General features: G+C 58.5%; 15 protein-coding genes. All 15 read right to left on the bottom strand.

Going from position 1 to position 16,019, the window contains the following annotated elements; genetic code table 11:
- Positions 1-740, bottom strand: a 740-nt coding sequence (locus tag VL598_RS14805; RefSeq protein WP_325327481.1) for a contractile injection system tape measure protein, incomplete at its 3' end; no start/stop codon positions are given.
- A 5-nt stretch (positions 741-745) separates the two neighbouring features.
- Positions 746-3,268, bottom strand: coding sequence for a hypothetical protein (locus VL598_RS14800; protein WP_325327480.1), 2,523 nt, complete (start codon positions 3,266-3,268; stop codon positions 746-748).
- Between the two features lie 3 nt (positions 3,269-3,271).
- Positions 3,272-3,616, bottom strand: coding sequence for a hypothetical protein (locus VL598_RS14795; protein WP_325327479.1), 345 nt, complete (start codon positions 3,614-3,616; stop codon positions 3,272-3,274).
- 23 nt (positions 3,617-3,639) lie between these two features.
- The gene (locus VL598_RS14790; protein ID WP_325327478.1) at positions 3,640-4,437 is read right to left on the bottom strand and encodes a hypothetical protein; all 798 of its coding nucleotides are present in this window, start codon (positions 4,435-4,437) and stop codon (positions 3,640-3,642) included.
- A gap of 2 nt (positions 4,438-4,439) precedes the next feature.
- Positions 4,440-8,264: a baseplate J/gp47 family protein gene (locus VL598_RS14785; RefSeq protein WP_325327477.1), complete on the bottom strand. Its 3,825-nt coding sequence runs from the start codon at positions 8,262-8,264 to the stop codon at positions 4,440-4,442.
- Positions 8,248-8,673 (bottom strand): GPW/gp25 family protein, encoded by a 426-nt coding sequence (locus VL598_RS14780; RefSeq protein ID WP_325327476.1) that lies wholly within the window; start codon positions 8,671-8,673, stop codon positions 8,248-8,250. The genes VL598_RS14785 and VL598_RS14780 overlap by 17 nt, the downstream gene beginning before the upstream one ends.
- Before the next feature lie 10 nt (positions 8,674-8,683).
- Entirely contained in the window at positions 8,684-8,986 is a 303-nt protein-coding gene (locus VL598_RS14775) for a PAAR domain-containing protein (RefSeq protein ID WP_325327475.1), read from the bottom strand.
- A gap of 71 nt (positions 8,987-9,057) precedes the next feature.
- A complete protein-coding gene (gene vgrG, locus VL598_RS14770) occupies positions 9,058-10,842 on the bottom strand; it encodes a type VI secretion system tip protein VgrG (RefSeq protein WP_325327474.1) in 1,785 nt (594 codons plus the stop codon).
- Positions 10,835-11,533: a peptidoglycan-binding protein gene (locus VL598_RS14765; protein ID WP_325327473.1), complete on the bottom strand. Its 699-nt coding sequence runs from the start codon at positions 11,531-11,533 to the stop codon at positions 10,835-10,837. Before VL598_RS14765 ends, vgrG begins: the two co-directional genes overlap by 8 nt.
- On the bottom strand, positions 11,534-11,734 hold the full coding sequence (locus tag VL598_RS14760) for a DUF5908 family protein (RefSeq protein ID WP_325327472.1): 201 nt from the start codon (positions 11,732-11,734) through the stop codon (positions 11,534-11,536).
- Between the two features lie 5 nt (positions 11,735-11,739).
- Positions 11,740-12,204, bottom strand: coding sequence for a phage tail protein (locus VL598_RS14755; RefSeq protein WP_325327471.1), 465 nt, complete (start codon positions 12,202-12,204; stop codon positions 11,740-11,742).
- Between the two features lie 43 nt (positions 12,205-12,247).
- Positions 12,248-12,706: a phage tail protein gene (locus tag VL598_RS14750; protein WP_325327486.1), complete on the bottom strand. Its 459-nt coding sequence runs from the start codon at positions 12,704-12,706 to the stop codon at positions 12,248-12,250.
- 56 nt (positions 12,707-12,762) lie between these two features.
- Complete coding sequence (locus tag VL598_RS14745; RefSeq protein WP_325327470.1) at positions 12,763-14,352, bottom strand: phage tail sheath family protein; 1,590 nt, start codon at positions 14,350-14,352, stop codon at positions 12,763-12,765.
- Between the two features lie 21 nt (positions 14,353-14,373).
- Positions 14,374-15,213, bottom strand: coding sequence for a hypothetical protein (locus tag VL598_RS14740; RefSeq protein ID WP_325327469.1), 840 nt, complete (start codon positions 15,211-15,213; stop codon positions 14,374-14,376).
- A gap of 41 nt (positions 15,214-15,254) precedes the next feature.
- Positions 15,255-15,830: a DUF4255 domain-containing protein gene (locus VL598_RS14735; protein ID WP_325327468.1), complete on the bottom strand. Its 576-nt coding sequence runs from the start codon at positions 15,828-15,830 to the stop codon at positions 15,255-15,257.
- Between the last annotated feature and the right edge of the window lie 189 nt (positions 15,831-16,019).

Genomic DNA, 16,019 nt, shown 5'->3' with positions numbered 1-16,019 from the left:
GCTGCGATCGCGGCCACTGCCGGTTTTAGCAGCGCGACGAACGTTGGCAGCGACGCATGCGGTTCCATGTATATCGTGAGGAGGCTCTCCCATGCAGCATGCATGGCCGTGGTCGCTGTAGCACGATCCAGTGCCGCCTCCTGCAACAGGGCTTGCAGCGCATCAAAACGTGCCATGAGGACGTCGGCATGCTGCGCGGCGAGCTGCCGCAACAATGCCCACAATTGCTCCACCGGGAACTGGCGTACGAGCCGTGCCAGCAGGACGCCGCGCACGGGCGACGTCCGCAGAGCGGGCAAGAATGTGTCGACGCCTTGTCGCAATATCCTTTCCAGCAATTGCTCATGGACGGCCTGCGCGCGAACGTCCGGCGTCCAAGGCATCAAACCGTCGGCGAGGAATGTCAGGAGCTTCTGGACGTCGTCGCGACTGCGCGGGATAGGGCGTGCCGTAGGCGAAGACGCACTGCCGTGCTGCAGTGTCTGCTCGAACGCTTTCTTGAGACTCTCAGCCAAGGCTGCCGGCAACTCGGCTTCGGTCACGTTGCCGACGTTGATTTCGAGTGAATCGATTCGCAAGATGAAGTCGTCATCCGAATACTGATCGAATTCACGATCCAACACGGGCAAGAGAGTGTCGACGACTAAAGCGCGTATCGCATCGGTGTGCATCATCTCTGGTGTGAACGAGGCGAATGCAATGTCGAACAGCAGTTCGTCGATGCGGTGGTTGGCGCTCACGTCTGTCACAGCCAATAGGTTCGGGGCACGTCGTTGCGGCGGCGCATAAGAAACTTTGCCAGGTTGGCGCAAGCGGCGTTAAGGCGTTGTGGCTCAGCGCTTTTCGAATCACTGCGCAGCGCGTTCAGCCAGATCTGGTGGCGATGCTCGAAATAGCGCATCGCCGCGAAATCGAGCCAATGAAATTCCGGATACAGATGGGCCGGCAAATTGCGGCAGACCGTCTCTTGCGCAAGAGCTCTGAAGTCGGGATCGCTGAAGCGCGCAGACCAGCCAGGAAATATAAGGCTCACACGGCTGTTGTAGAAATCGGCGTCCCTGTGTGCGACGTTGGCATCGCCGGCCTCACGCGGCCGCAACAACACGTGCTCGACGAGATAAAACCCTTCTGATTCCCCATTGAGGTGGCAAATGAAGCGGTGTAGTTGCCGCACATATCGATCCGCGTCGCCCATGTGCACGTGGCTACCCAGCGACACTGTGCCGACTCGGGCATCGTGGGTTTGGAAATGCACATGCACTGCGTCGCTGCGTTGCTCCAGAGTGTAGTTCTCCAGGCGGGCGCCCTGGGTCAACAAGGGCGCCGGCAAAATTTCTTGGGCCGGCTCGGGTTGGCCAAGGTCCACCTCACCTTCCTCACCTTGTCCGGCGAGTCCGGTCAGATGTGCCGCAACGCGGGCATAGTCTGCCGCCGATATTTCGTCGGCGGTACTCAGCCGCAGTGAGTAATGCCGCAGCTGATGGCACAAATCTCGGGGCGATGGTGTCGGGGGCAGGCCCAGCAGGATCGCGATTTTGGTGTTGATGCCCGCGAGGTTAGGGCGGCCGTCCTCCCGCGCCGTCCCCTTTGTATAGTCGAACGCCGTTGCGCGATCGCGAGTCAGCGTCACGATGTGTTTCAGGAACGTCAGCTTGTTGTCGACCACCCACCGCATCAGATGGCGGTCTTCGTAATCACCGAAACGACGCAGTGATCTCTGCCAAAACTCTTGGCCGTACATCGCCAATAGCACGTCGATCAATCGGCTGCGACGATCTTCGGGTTTGTCTACCCCCGCAACGATGCGCGCCAGCGTTGCACTGATGGATTCGGGCGCATCGACGTATAGGCTTTCGATGTCCGGCAACGCCTGATTGTCGAGCGTCTGCGAGAAATACGTGTGCTGCACATCGTCGTTGGAGAACACTTGCGGGATGGCTTGCAGATTCTCCAAATAGTTGGCCATCAACTGTTCCGCGAGGAAGAGGTACGCCTTTAGTTGATGCGCGCTGACCTTGTGTGTGAGCGGCGCCGAAGATGGCACGCCGGCGCTGCTGATGCCGTAGATTGCGGGGAACTGGTGCTGAATCGAGTAGTAATCGCGAACCGGGCGCTGCACGCCTTGCGGCTCAGGCACGACTTGTTGCCGTGGTTGCGGGGTGTTGCGGGCGGCATCGAACTCGAATTGTGCCTTGCGAAGCGCACCACGCGCGTCTTCGAGAATGAACTCCGCCTTCGCTTCCTGCAGACGTGTGCTTTGCACCGATGTCGGCGTTTGGTAGTGTGAGACGGCGCTACTGGCGAAATGCAGGCGCAGGAATGTGCTTTGCGATTTCTCCGGAAATTGCAAACGTAATACCTTGCCACCGATGCTGTCGCCTTGCACCAACTGGCCGTTCTCATCGCATAAGGCCAGACGCTGGATTTGCGTGACGCCCTCGACGGCCTGCACCACGGAAATCAGCCGGGCAATGGGGATCGCCGCACCGGGCACGTTGGCCCCGGTATCGACGATGCGTCCGTGCACCGTCAGGGGGCCGGAAAACAGCGTCTCCAACGAGGTGCCGCCCGCCTGTGCATCGACGTAACGCTCGACGCTGAAGCCTGAGACCACCTGCTGGGCGCAGCGAAGGAAGATTTCAGCAAAAATCGCGGCGGGATCGCGCGAGCTATGAATCTGGATATCGCCGCAAAGAAAGACAGCCTGCGTGCCAATAACGACCACCTCGCCGATATCCTCGCCGAGGTTACGGTGCCGATTGAACACGTCGATGACGCGGTGCTTTACCCGCTCAGCCAGCCGGGCCTGTTCATCGGGAGGGAGGTCGCTTTGAAGACGGTCGCAGACTTTGATCGATATCCGGTACAGGCCGGCATAAGCGCTTTCTTCGTTAGTACTGCTAAGCGTCAGCCAGACATCCTCGATTTCTGGAATCGTGTCGTAGAGGATCTTGCGATAGTCGTCAGCCGTCAGCACCTGACTTGGCAGGATGTCATCGGCGCGGTGGAGGGCATGCCGCGCAAAATCGATCTTGCCGAATGGCCCCGCCAAGTAATCCTCGGGTGCGAATTCGGAGCGGTAAGCAAGATCGGTCAGGGCGTAACAAAGCTGCTCGAGAATGGTGACGCCGGGGTCGTGCAGGTTGTAATCGGTCCATCTTTCGCCAGAAAGCGACTGCAGCATGGCAATGCCCGACTTTCTCAAGGCATCGAAATCGAGACCGTCTGGATCAGGTCCGATCCTATCGATGTAATCGGGCGTTTTCATCACTCAGCGATTCCCTTTCGACGCGCCACGTTTCACTGCCGCGCGGGCCTCTTTCGGCGCGCGGCCTGCATCGTCGAATCCCGCTTGCATCTGTAGACGCAAAGTCTCCACCAGCGCACTGACCTGGCGGTAAGGAAGGTAGCCCAGGGCATCGAGGATCAGCATCCACTCGCTTGCATGGAGCAACGAGACATACGCGCTCCCGTCGGCCTGGGTTTGTGCGGCGACGTTGGCTTGGCGATTGAGCTTGCCGATGAGTTCATACACGAGTTTGAACGGACGCTCGGCCAGTGCGGTGATGACAAGATTGGCCTCATCCGCGGTCAATGCCATTTCCAAGGCTTGCATGTTTGCGCGTTCGACATTCCGGCTCACGATTTCACCTTGGCTTCGGGATCTTGTGCGCAGGCCTCCATCAATGGGTCGAACCACAAATTGGTGATGTAGTACGACACCCAAGTCTTGTCCTTGGGATTGCGTCGATCGTCATACGAGCAACCCACGCGCATCTGCAATACATAGGCATGGCGCGCGCCTTGCGGATCGGGCACCCATTGCAACTGCAGCCGGTTGCATCTGCTGCCGAAATGCGCTTGACGATAGTCGATTTCGCTTTTGCCGTTGAAAGCGATCATGGTGAACGCATGCATCAAGGCGTATTTGCCGCTGCCAGGCTTGCCCACACCGGCCGTAATTTCGAAGGCATTGCAGCCCGTGAGGGTGTCGGTGATGTTGTGCCACTTGCCGTCGGCCGGTACGCTCAAGCGACCCGCGCGTCCGCGCCTGCCGTCGGCAACGATGCGGCCGGCCAAGTCCAGTTCGTATTCGGCCGTGCGTGCCTCGCCGTCGCGCTCAGCCTTCAACTCGCGCAAGTTCAGCACGCGGTCGTTTGAGCCATTGCCGAACGATAGGCTGCCTTCCGGGCCGTCGAGTCGGATCGACCAGATCGGGCTCTTGACGTCGATGTTCTGGTAAAAGCTCAACAGCTTGCCCTGGCTCAATTGCGCGACCTTGAGTCCGTCCTCCGCCGTTTTATCGAAGCCTTCATCGACGATGTTGAGCATGGAGTCGATCAGGTCCGCAAACGCCGTCGCAGACGGCATTTCGCCATCCCCGAATTTGCGTTTGAGCGTGTCGCGATTGCGCCGCACTAAGGATTTGCTAGGCATCTTCAGTCTTTCGAAATGATGAACGTTGAACCGATTTCAAGGCGGCTGAGCGCAGCGCGCGTCGGACTGTGCTGGAACGTGTCGTCGATGGCGTCGATGGCGTGTCGGGAGACTGGGATGGCGATGCTCCACGGGCACAGCGGCGTGATGTCCATACTGCCGTTCCGCGCGTCGACGGGTGTCGCATTGCCGGCCGTGTCGGACAAGGAATAGGTTTGCGCATCGGGCGAAGCGATGCGCAACATCGAGAAGCCGGTGACGCTCTCGACATAGGGAAGTGCGCTGATATGAGCTTCGATGTCGTGTTGCCGGATGCGCCAACCGAAGTGGGTGCGATAGCCACATTCGTTGTGCCACGGCGTCAGGAAGTCAGAAATCGCCCGGTCAAGCTGGGTGATCGAAAATCCGTCGCCCAATCCTCCGGCGAACTTCACTTTGCAGCGAACCTGAATCCTTTCGTACACCGGGTTCTCTACCGAAATATCGCTCCACGGCGACGCCAGCGTCTTCAAGAAATCACGGATTTCGTGCATCAGGTTGCCGTTGAGCATCGGCATCTGGTCGTGGTGCTCGACTGTCGGCCAATACGGCAACGGCACCACCAGAACATGGCCGGGACGTAGGCAATCGCGCGGGCCGCGGTCGGTCGCCAGATTGGCGAAGCACTTCACCTTATAGACCTCGGGGAAGTGCTGCAGGATCAAGGCTTCATAATCCGCTGCCGAAACGGCGCGATTCTTGTGCCGCAGGCGTTCGCTCACGCGCGTGCGAAGTTGCGCCCGAGTCTCCGCTGCGCGGCCGCCGATAGAGGAGAGCGGCTGCAGAATGCTCGTCACGCCGGGCAATGGCTTCGTGCTGCGACTGATGGATTGCGCAGGCAGCACCATTGGGACCTGTGGCGACACGGCTTCGCTACGACGCACCTGCACGGCTTGTGTGTGAACGGCATACAAGCTGCAATACCGATCCAGGTTGCAATCGGCGCTCACACGCAGCCAATACGTGCCGTTCGGCATGACGCTGTTGTCCGCGCTGATGTCGGTCGGAATCGACAAGGTGACGATGCCCGAGGTCATGAAATGCTGCGTGCCATCCGAGATGACGCTGGATTGCGGCAGCGGCTTCCATTCGTTGTTGGCGAGATAGAACCAGTGCAATCCGGGCTCGGCAGGGCTGGGTTGTCCTCGCTGCGATGTATCGATCGGCAAAGGCAGGGAATCTTCACGCAGCTGAAAAAACAACGTGAGCGTGCCACTCAGTTTCGGTGCGTCGATGCCGATGTACAAGTTGCCGGAGAAGTCGAAGCGAGGCAGCAGAGTAGGCGCTGGACGGCTCGACACGCCGAGCGAGTTCCAACCCGCGGCATGCAGGTGGATGAACCGATTGCATCGCTCGGCGACGTCGACTGCATGGCGATCGATCTCGATAACGCTGCCGGCACGGTAGTTGACGGAGATGGCGTTGATCTGCGGGGTGTACGGTGCGCGGGGCACCGGACGCTGGCGTCGCAAACGCTTCATGCGAGCGTTTTCCGTCAACGTCGAGGATAGGATGTGCGGATAGAGATCATGACCAAATGCGCACGCCGGCGAGGCCAGTGTGAATTTGAAAAAGCCGTGCTTGGCCCCCGGACTGTAATCCAACGGTTTGCCGACCCGAACACCGTCGTCAGGTTCGAACAGATGCGCAATCGGGGTGGCGCTCCACACGGCGCGATTAGTGAGTCGTTGCGCGTCGGCCCGGAATAACCGCACGGCCGGTCGCGCCGACTCCGGGTCCGGTGCCCAAGCGCCTTTGGCCAGCACCGCCGTAGTCGCAAGAAAGCTGTCGTTGGCGAGGTCGACATCGTAGCCGTCGTAATAGGTCGCGAAGCCGCCATTGAGCTGGGGCAGATCCGCCCACTCGATCTCCACGTCAATCGCTGAAATGCGCTTGCCGGCCATTTCGGTGCTGCCGATTATCAAATAGCTGCCCACACGAGGTAACGGCCCGAACGGTGCGAACGGCACGGCTGCACTGAGTTGGCCGATGTTGTTATACAAGACCAGATCGCGGCAGCCGCTGACCTCCACCTCAATGTGCGCGCGCAGTATCGCCAAATCGCGCAGCAAGCCGTATGGATACAGGTAGGCGCCCGGATTGATGACGAACCGGATCATCGGCGCGGCGACGGCGTAATGCTCTCCATGCAGCGCGCCATCGTACGCGACCACCGATGGGGCTTCTGGCGGCAATTCCAGGGTCAGCGTAAGGGCCTGACCGTCGTACGCGGGCAGGTAATCGGGCACGTCGATCCAACCGTGCTCGCCCGTAATGCCGATGAAGAAGATGCTGCGAAAGATCTTGAAAAAGATGTCTTGGCGACGAATCTCTTCGTGCGAGGCATCGCTGCCGTTTCCATCGTCGTCGCCGCTTTCGTGCATGACGGCCGCTACCTGTTCGAGGCGGCGCGCGAGGCGATCGTCTTCGAATGAAATCGTCACGCTGATCTTGCGCGTGCCTTCCTTGAGCAGCAGCACGTTGCTGGCGAGAGCAAAGCCGATGCGAGCTTCCGAAAATAATGTGGGCAGGCTGCTGTTCTTCGGCGCACCGAGAATGGAGCAAGCTTGCGTCTCGGCAGGGTCGTCGACGCTCGGCGACATCGACATCGAATTGAACGAGGCCGCCGTCGGCCAAGGCCTGCTGCTGCCCGTCGCTATCGCGGCAGCATTGTCGTTGCTGAGCTTGTTTTCGAGCGCGCTGTAACGATTGTGATCGAAGTAGAGCGTGTGCAAAGCACTCACGCGGGCATCGTTGACCACCAAGTCGTTGTCGGCCAAATACAGGATGTCACGATCGTCCGAATCTAATCCAGCCAGGAACGAGGTACGCGCCGGGACGAGTACATCGCGCGTCGCCGGATTCTTTTTGAACACGAGCCACGTGTAGTCCGGCACGGCCGGTAATGGCGCGCAGCCCAGCATCTCGTCGTAATAGAAATCGAGGTAGTTCTGTGTGAACCGGTTTAGCTTGCGCTTGAGCTTCATGAACTGTTGCGCAAAGGCGATCAGCATGCTGATAGCCGGGTCGTGCCGCTGGCTTTGCAGTGACGCTGGAAGTCGCGCTGCCGCCTCCTTGCGGATCATCTCGGCAGCCTGCAGGAAGGCGTGGAAATCGGCGCGCATCGCGCTTTTGTTCAACGCGTTTTCCGAACGTTCGGGCTCAGTGAGTCCGGTTTTGGTTTGGCGAACGTCGGTGTGCGCGGACCATACCGGGTCGAGCTGCAAACCCGTGCTCTCATGTCGCAAAAGATCCGACAACCCGGTTCGGTCAGCATTGAGTCGCACGATGATGCTTTCAATCGCCATGCGCAACGAGCGGCCACCTTCGCTTTGCGTCTTGGAGAGCGCTGCATACCAATCGTTGATCGCATTGACCAGAAGGACGATCGGCAGCGCATGCGGTTCCCAGCCGGGGCTGCTGCTCGCGGCGCCGACGCCGACAAATTCCGGCGTCTTGCGCCACCAGTCGTTAAAGCGCGCTGCACAACCGTTCACGTCGAACGCCAAGATGCGGCACATCACCACCGTTTCGTCGGAACGGAAAAACGGTTTCCAGTCGCCGTCCGGTTCGTCCTTCTCATTGTGAAAGCGCACCATCGCCGCGAACCCGGTGACCATCGTCACCAAGTCCTCGAACGACAATTCATCGAGATTGAAATACCCGTCCTGCAATGCGGGCAACGCACGCATCGCCTGGCTTGTGCCATCCCGGATGACGAGATTGTGCATCGATGCGACGTCGCCGTTGAGACGGGCCGGGGGCGCCGTATTACTTGTAGGGGACATTGCTGCCCTCCAGGAAGTAGAACGGATAGACCACGTTGCTACGCGTGTTCGTGCCGCGCACGGTGTAGTCGATACGGATGTCCAGCCGCCCCTCGATGGCGTTCGTTTCGTCCACGGAGATCGCGTTGACCGAAATTCTCGGCTCGAAGAACAGGATGGCGCGATCGATGGCATCGCGCATTTCGGTGATCACGCTTTCGTTGATTTCATCGAATACGTAGGCCTTAAGCCCGCATCCGAACGTCGGTTGCATGATGCGCTCGCCGGGTGTGGTCGAGAGAATGATGAACAAACTCTCGTTGATGTCCTGCTCTTCCTCAACCATAACCACTTCACTCCGCTCGGCATCGTTGCCGAAACGCGGTGGGAAGGCCCAGCCGGTGCCGAGAAAAGACTTGTTGACGGTCATGCGTCGTGCCTCATCCACCGATCATGACAGTTGGGCAGCCCATGGCGATGTTGCCGCCGTGTGCGCAGGTGTCACCCATGCGCGCGGCAGGCTTGCCGCCGATCAACACGGTGGTCGATCCCATGACGATGCTGTCCGGCGGCCCAACGCAGACACAATTGTCGGTCACCACCGCGGCAGGCAACTTCCCGATCAAAACCGTCGGCACGCCGGGGCCGACGATCGGGCCGCCGACATGAGGGATCGGTGCCGGAAATGCGGGCGTCTGCATCGGGCAGACATGCATGTCGGTAATTCGGGCTGCTAGTGGCATCAAGCTCTCTTGCTAGGTCGCGTGTGGGGAATTGGTCTGCGTTGTGCGTTGTTTTGCGTTGTATCGAGCCATCAATTGATCATCACCATCGCACCCTTGACGGTGGTTTGACCGCTGGCGGAAAGCTCTGCTGTAGCCGAGCCCTTGCCCACAAACCCCACCTTGGCCGTGTTGTTGATGTTCAATGCCTCGCTTTTGATGTCGGCCTGGGCGCTTTGCTCGATATTGGAGACGGCCGAAATCTTGACGTTCCCCTTGGCATTGATGACGATGTCCTTGGGGCTGTCGATCAAAATGCCGTCCGGGTTCATTTCGATCTTGTTGTTGTTCTGGTCGGTCAGGCAAATCGATTTGGCGTCGTCGCTCAGCACGATGCTGTTGTTTTCTGGCGTGACGATAGTGATGACTTTTTTCTCGTCGTCGAACACCACTTTGAGCAAGCCCTTGGTCCACAACGCCTTGGTGTAGTTTTCGGCGCTCAGCTCATACGGCATCTTGCGCTGGCTGCTATAGAGGCTGCCCACGATGATCGGATGCGACGGATCGTTGTTCAGGTAACCGATCACCACCTCATCGCCGATTTCGGGGATGAAAAACGCGCCTACGCCCGACGAACCATAAAAGCTCGCCAGCCTGGCCCAGACGCCTTCGGTCTCTGCCTGCAGCACGGGAATCGACACCTGAATCTTGTACTGACCCTCGGGGTCGGCGTCGAGCTTCTTGACCACGCCGATCTGCAGGCCACAGGCGCCCGGCAACAACCCCGACGCCGATGTATCGCTGCCGTACTGCTCGCTGAACCATTCTTGCGCCATACCGAAATCGACTTCGGTGGTCCAGTTGCCGGCACCGATAACATGATGAACGGCGCTGACAAACACGCTGCCGCTGAAGCGCTTGCCCACACCGGCGACGTCGATCATGGCGCCGGGCTTAGCGGCGGCACTGCCTTGAAATGTCATCTTGCCGCGAATCTTGGCGAGTGCGGCCTTCATTTGGCGTGCCGCAGTCCAGGCCGTGAGTTCGTTGGTTTCCAACGGCACCGGCGTTTGAAGCCGGTATGAGGCGGGTCCTGCGATCGCGGCCAACGTGGCGGCGTCGAGGTTGCCTTGCGAATACAGCGTCACGGGGCTGCTCGTCTGCTGCACCGCTGCCTGGGTGGCCGGGTCCCAAGCCGTGCCGACGACACTCTTCAGTTGTGTGCGTGCGTCGATATCGGCCTGGAACGACATGAGATCGATGCCGTAGGTCACTTGGAGCACCGCGGCGACGGCAGTCTGGGGCGCCTTGACGATCACGCTGCTGTCATCGGGTATGACCAGGAAGCCGTTGGCTTCGGCACGGGAGACGATGAAGTCCCAGTCCGTGCTGTAGTACTGAACGATTTCCTTGTGCTGCGTATCAGACGCGGTGACGTCGGCCTCGACGCCGCATGATTGCACCAATTGGTTGATGATCTCGCTGTCTTTCAGATCGACGTAGTTGGCGTTCTTCTTGCCGATGGTGAGCGCCACAGCTTTGTGCTTGCATTCGATGTGCAAGCAGGCCGCGTTGTTTGGGCCAATCTTGATGCCGTGCCGGACAACGATGCCCTGAAACACCACGGCGACTTCGCTTCCGTAACCGGCACTGATGACGATTTTCTTGCCGGGGGCAAATACGTCGAGATCGCTGACCGGGAAATCGCCGTTGGGCATGTCGCCATCGAGAACGATGAGGCGCGCGGTCGAGATGCGGTTGACAGCCTTGCTCACCTCCATCGAAATGACCTGGACGGTATCAGGGATCGGCGTGCCATCGCTCGTGATGGTCACCTTCAGCACATCGCTGCTGTGGAGTTGCGGGGAGTCAGCCATGGCGTCGCACGAGCGGCGGGAAACGGAGCACCGTACCCGGCTTCAAATTCCGAAAATTGGTGAGGTTGTTGATGCGGGCGACCTCGCGGTAATACGACGGGTCGTTGTAAATGCGGCTGCACAACAGCGGTAGGGTGTCGCCCATCGCGACTTCGACCAAGTGGCTCAAGTCGGGGGAGCTCTGGTTCGCGCGCAGCGTGCTTTCCTCCGCACTCATCCAGCCAGTGAACGAAAGGCTCACCTTGGCGCGCAAGGGCTCGCCGCTGGGCTTGAACATCGTGTAGTCGATCGAAATCGATTCGGCACGGCCGAAGAAGATGAAAGTGCCCCACAACAGGCGCACGTAGTTCGGCTCGTGCTTTTGGCCGTTGTAGTTGTAGATCACAGCCAGCAAAACGTCGATCATGTCTTTGACGCTTTTCGGGCTGGCCATCTCGACAACGCCGGTGCCGTCCAGCACCAAGTCCTGCAGCGTCAGTTTCTCTGGGAGAATGGCACTGAACTTCGGCGCCGCGCTAAACTGGCCCAGCGTATGCTGCTCGCTGTAGGCGATGTCGAGCTGGCGTTTGTAGGCGGCAGGATTGATCATCGCTTCGAACGCATCCCTGCTGCCGTCTACGCTAATGCTCCCGTCGTTCACCTTGCAGGCGGCAATGCTGAGCTTCTTCTTTTTGCCCGAGCTGATGGCCATTTAGCGCTCCCGTGCCCGACTCAGAAGATCGAGCACCAGTGCTCGGCATTCCGCCAGGATCTCTTGGCGTGCTTCCTCGTCCAGTTTTTTGCCGCGACGCGCATGGCCGGCGAGCGTATCGCCACCGGCCGTGTCGATGTTCTCGCCCACTCGCTGTACGACATTCGCCTTGATGCTGAGCTGTCTGATTTCGATCGACATGGTGCTTAAATCAGCCTGTTCGAGTACGTGTAGCTGAGCGCAATCTTTTCGATGGCCACTTCGTTCTTGGTTGAGTTGAAGCTTTCCACTTCCCACTTCACGGGATAGGCGTTGGCAAACGACCATGCTCGCATCGGCTCGCCTTCCTCGTTCAGCAGTTTGACCACGATCGGCTGGGCGACGACCGGCGCCATGAAATCCATTTCGAACACCGAACGGCACCATGTCACCAAGGGCGAGCTCAGTGGCGCAATGCCCCGCTTCAATTCGAGCAGGGGATGCTTCACCCCCTTGGGCAACTGGTGGACGAAACGATTCTCGCCGCCTTCCACGACGGATTCGGTGTCGATTTCGGCAGACATGCCGGACACATCCTGGAAGGACGTGTCGGACAAGCCCCGCGTCGAACCGAACTCCACCTTGAAATAAAAGGCGGCAGGCGGATAGACAACTGAGAACAGGGAAGACATCGGCTTAGTTCACGAGAATGGTACGTTCGCGCTGACAGTCGTCTTATTTGTTCTCGATCGTCAGGCCTTCGTGCACGATTTCGATGGTCTCGATGGCAACTTCATTGCCCTCGGCCTTGAGATCGGTGCCGGTGATCTTGGTGGGCCACGCGTTGGCTAACGTCCACACCATGGTCGGCTTGCCGGCTTCGTCCAACAGGCTGATCGTGACGGGCACGCGCTTGATGGTGTTCATCTTGATCTGGCTGAACCAGTCCCAGAACTTGTTATCGGACTTGAAGATGCCCTTCTTCATGGTCACGTTGCCGACCTTCTTCATGCCCGGCATCTTGATGACGGCGAAATCGGGGCTATCGCCGTGGCGATATTTGATTTCTTCCGATTGCATGTCCAGGCCGCTGACTTCCTGGAACGACATGACCTGCGAATCCCATTTCACTTGGAAATAGAACTTGGGAAGCGGCCATAGGCTGGTGGATTGTTGCGAACCGTCGTCTGCCATCACAAACCTCGTTTAGCGATTGAATGAAATGAAATCGATTAGCTATGCCGTCGGCATCAGGATTTCTGCATTTGTTGTTCGAACGTAATTTCGATGAACTCAGCCGGGCGGCTCACGGCCACGAGCACCGATACTTTCAAGAGACCTTCCAGAATGTCGTCGGCAGTCATGGTTTCGCCTAGACCGACGAACACGCTGAATGCATCGTCCGCGCTTGCGCCGGCCAAGCCGCCACGCTTCCAGACGCTGGTCAGGAAATTGCGCACCATGCTCTTGACGGTCACCCAGGTGTTGGCTGTATTGGGTTCGAACACATACGCCTTGCAGGCCTGCTTGATCGACTCTTCGATCATGAGCATCGTGCGCCGCACGCTGACGTAGCGCCAATCGAGACTGTTGCCGTCGAGTGTGCGCGCGCCCCACACCATCACGCCTTCGCCGATGAATGAGCGAATTGCGTTGACCGATTTGCCCTGGGTGTGGACGTTGAGATCTTCCTGCTCATCGTTGGAAATCGACACTGCGGGCGAGACGACGCCGCTGATGCTGACGTTGGCCGGTGCCTTCCAAACACCGCGCGTATTGTCGACCATGGTGTACACACCGGCCATACCGGCAGCCGGGGGCAGCAGGTTGAGTTTCTTTTGGATGGCCAGAATAATTTGTGGATACAGGCTGCTCACGGCCATGAGCGTCTTGTTGACCGTGTGAATGTCGAATGCGGATTCGTTGGATTGGTCCTGCGTCGTCGTGATGGCGGCAAGCGTTGCGTTGATCTGATCGATCTTGACCTTGGCCGCCGGTGTCGGATCCTTTGCGTCGAGAATCGACGACAACTCTTGCTTGATGAGAGCGGTGAGCACGTCGGGATTGGCGATCGATGTGAAATCGAGGTCCTTGTCCTTGACGATCGACGTGTTGATCCAAGGATAGTAAGCCGCACCGAAATCGAGGAAATTCGAACCGACGGACTCGCGGAACGCGGAAATGCAATCGCCGGCCGGGTCTTGGCGATCCTTGTAGCCGTCGTACACGTCCAGCAATGCGAATCGATTGCGTGTTTTGTAGCCGCAATGCATCAGCAGCGCGCTTTGAACAGAAGCGCAATCCTGAGCCTTCAAGTGCACTGCGTCCGGCACCAGCACCATCGTGGGTTCTTGTTCTTTCAGCAGCGTGTCGATGCCGGCCGTGATCTTGTCGGCGTCGAGGTCGTCACCATAGTTGCCGACCGAAACGATGTAGCACGGGCCGCCGCCGTTCTGAAAGAACAACAACATGCTGTAGTAGAGGATGTAAGGCGTACCCTCGGTGCTGAGCACGTATTGCTGACGCTTTTTGGTCGCGGCATCGAAGAAAGAGAAATCGGCCGAGCCAACGTTTGCCGCAGGCGCACCACCGGCTTCCGACGCTGCGGGCGCAGCCAACCCGGCGATCGAGAAGCGTGTCTTCGGTGCCCCGCCGAAGTAAGCGATGAATTCTGCCATGGACGTAATGCGCCAAGGCTTGTTGGCGAGCGAGGTGCCCTTGTTGTCGGCGAATTCGGTATAGCCGATAAAGGCGGGGACGGCCGTCGCGACCTCTACGACAGAGTTCGGAAAAGCACTCTTCTCGACAACGTAAACACCGGGTGTTTTGTACTGCGCCATGATTTCTCCTTCAGGCGTCGTTCAATTGATGAAGATTTCTGAAACCAACACTGTCCTGCTACCAACTATTTCTTGCGTGACTTTGTGCACATCGGCATTGGGTAGGCGGCGGATCAACACGCGCTCGCCCATCTTGCTTCGCTCCCGTAACTGGAATCGCTGCGCATACCGCTGCTGCATTTCGATTTCACGGTCGCTAATGAATACCAGCGCGCGCCGGTTTCCCGGCCATTGCTCCGGCTCGGCAGTAGCAAAGCGCACCGTTTCGTCCAAGTCGACGACGACCATGTCGGCGGCGTTTGCATCGCTGACGAAGTAGTACTTCCAGAAGCTTTTGCGCGCGGAGAAGCGTGCGTAGTAATCGGCCCCGGCGGTCTGCCCAGCGACGTGATCGGCCAAGTCGATTTCGACTACGCACACGGGTTTGCGCAGCATGTCGTGGCGCTCCAGATGTCGTGCCAGGATGGGCGCGGTCATCGGCTGCGCTAACGAGTTGTCCAGATGCTCGCCGGTATGGAGGCGATGTCTGCCGTCGTTTTCGTGCATGCTGTTTTTGCTGCGCAGGTACAGCATTTGGTTGGTCTCTATGACCGGTAACGTGTATCGCGAGAAGAGCGGATCATTTGCGAACCATTTGAACGCCAGCAGTGCGCTACCCGGTTCCAGGCCGTTCAACAACAACTCGCGCCGAGCCGATTCGCAGAACACGACAATGCCGTTGCGTTGCGGGCGCACGAGCAAGTCGCGGCGGCGAATCCATTCGGCCGTTTCCAATGTTGGAGCACAGGTCAGCTCGGATGTCGGCTGAGTCCAGAAGGCATGATCAACACTGACGCTGAACAATGGCGAATAGGCGGACATATCGCGTTTTCGATGGCGGCACGCTATTGCACGCCGATCACTCAGTGGCTGGCTGCTGTGGCAGTCGAGCGCACGTTTGGCAAACGTGCGATGACGTCTTCAGTATCGAACGCCACCATTCTGACCTTGTAGAGCACCGATGGCATGTAGTGGCTGCCCAGCAGCGACCACATATTGCTGAGGCCTTGAATGTCCAGATTTTCGATATCGAGCACCAGCTTCTCAATGCGCGCGTCCAGTCCAGGCGCGGCTTGATGGTCAAATACCGGATGGCGCTGAAAGAAAGCGATCGCGCCGGAGATCAATTTCAGTGCCTCCGGATAATTTCCGCCGCTGAAATTGGCGGCGACCATGACGTACAGATTCAGGTACACCGGCGCACTGCTGGTGACTTGGTACGGTGCACCGGCTTGGCCGGGAGCCTGCTGACGATAGGGGACAGTGTCTTTTTCGAGGCGGGTCAGGAACACCACCAGCTTGTTATTCGTGGTGGGAAGGGCCTGTCCTTGCGCGTCGACCAAGCTGGACATCAGTACGATGTCCTCGGTTAGTGCATAGGTTTGCTTGAGAAATTCGTTGAGTTGGTCAGCAAGATGACCAATGGCAGCGCTAATCACGAAATGATCCAGACAATTCAGCAACAGATCCCACAATTCCCGAATACTTATAGCGCGTCTCAACACGGCAAACGCATCATTTTTGCTAACGTTTGGAATTGAGGCGAGACTTTACCATGAACCGATGAATTTTTTATGTAATTCATGACGTTAAATTGGACTACTAATTAATTGCGGGCCGCTTTGCCT

This window comes from Trinickia sp. (assembly GCF_035492435.1).
Lineage (GTDB): Bacteria > Pseudomonadota > Gammaproteobacteria > Burkholderiales > Burkholderiaceae > Trinickia.
This window is presented reverse-complemented; position numbering and strand designations above follow the sequence as displayed.

Excerpts from the sequence above, each read along its gene's own strand:
- VL598_RS14800 (WP_325327480.1), bottom strand. The coding sequence starts at position 3,268 with ATGAAAACGCCCGATTACATCGATAGGATCGGACCTGATCCAGACGGT.
- VL598_RS14795 (WP_325327479.1), bottom strand. The coding sequence starts at position 3,616 with ATGCAAGCCTTGGAAATGGCATTGACCGCGGATGAGGCCAATCTTGTC.
- VL598_RS14790 (WP_325327478.1), bottom strand. The coding sequence starts at position 4,437 with ATGCCTAGCAAATCCTTAGTGCGGCGCAATCGCGACACGCTCAAACGC.
- VL598_RS14785 (WP_325327477.1), bottom strand. The coding sequence starts at position 8,264 with ATGTCCCCTACAAGTAATACGGCGCCCCCGGCCCGTCTCAACGGCGAC.
- VL598_RS14780 (WP_325327476.1), bottom strand. The coding sequence starts at position 8,673 with ATGACCGTCAACAAGTCTTTTCTCGGCACCGGCTGGGCCTTCCCACCG.
- VL598_RS14775 (WP_325327475.1), bottom strand. The coding sequence starts at position 8,986 with ATGCCACTAGCAGCCCGAATTACCGACATGCATGTCTGCCCGATGCAG.
- vgrG (WP_325327474.1), bottom strand. The coding sequence starts at position 10,842 with ATGGCTGACTCCCCGCAACTCCACAGCAGCGATGTGCTGAAGGTGACC.
- VL598_RS14765 (WP_325327473.1), bottom strand. The coding sequence starts at position 11,533 with ATGGCCATCAGCTCGGGCAAAAAGAAGAAGCTCAGCATTGCCGCCTGC.
- VL598_RS14760 (WP_325327472.1), bottom strand. The coding sequence starts at position 11,734 with ATGTCGATCGAAATCAGACAGCTCAGCATCAAGGCGAATGTCGTACAG.
- VL598_RS14755 (WP_325327471.1), bottom strand. The coding sequence starts at position 12,204 with ATGTCTTCCCTGTTCTCAGTTGTCTATCCGCCTGCCGCCTTTTATTTC.
- VL598_RS14750 (WP_325327486.1), bottom strand. The coding sequence starts at position 12,706 with ATGGCAGACGACGGTTCGCAACAATCCACCAGCCTATGGCCGCTTCCC.
- VL598_RS14745 (WP_325327470.1), bottom strand. The coding sequence starts at position 14,352 with ATGGCGCAGTACAAAACACCCGGTGTTTACGTTGTCGAGAAGAGTGCT.
- VL598_RS14740 (WP_325327469.1), bottom strand. The coding sequence starts at position 15,213 with ATGTCCGCCTATTCGCCATTGTTCAGCGTCAGTGTTGATCATGCCTTC.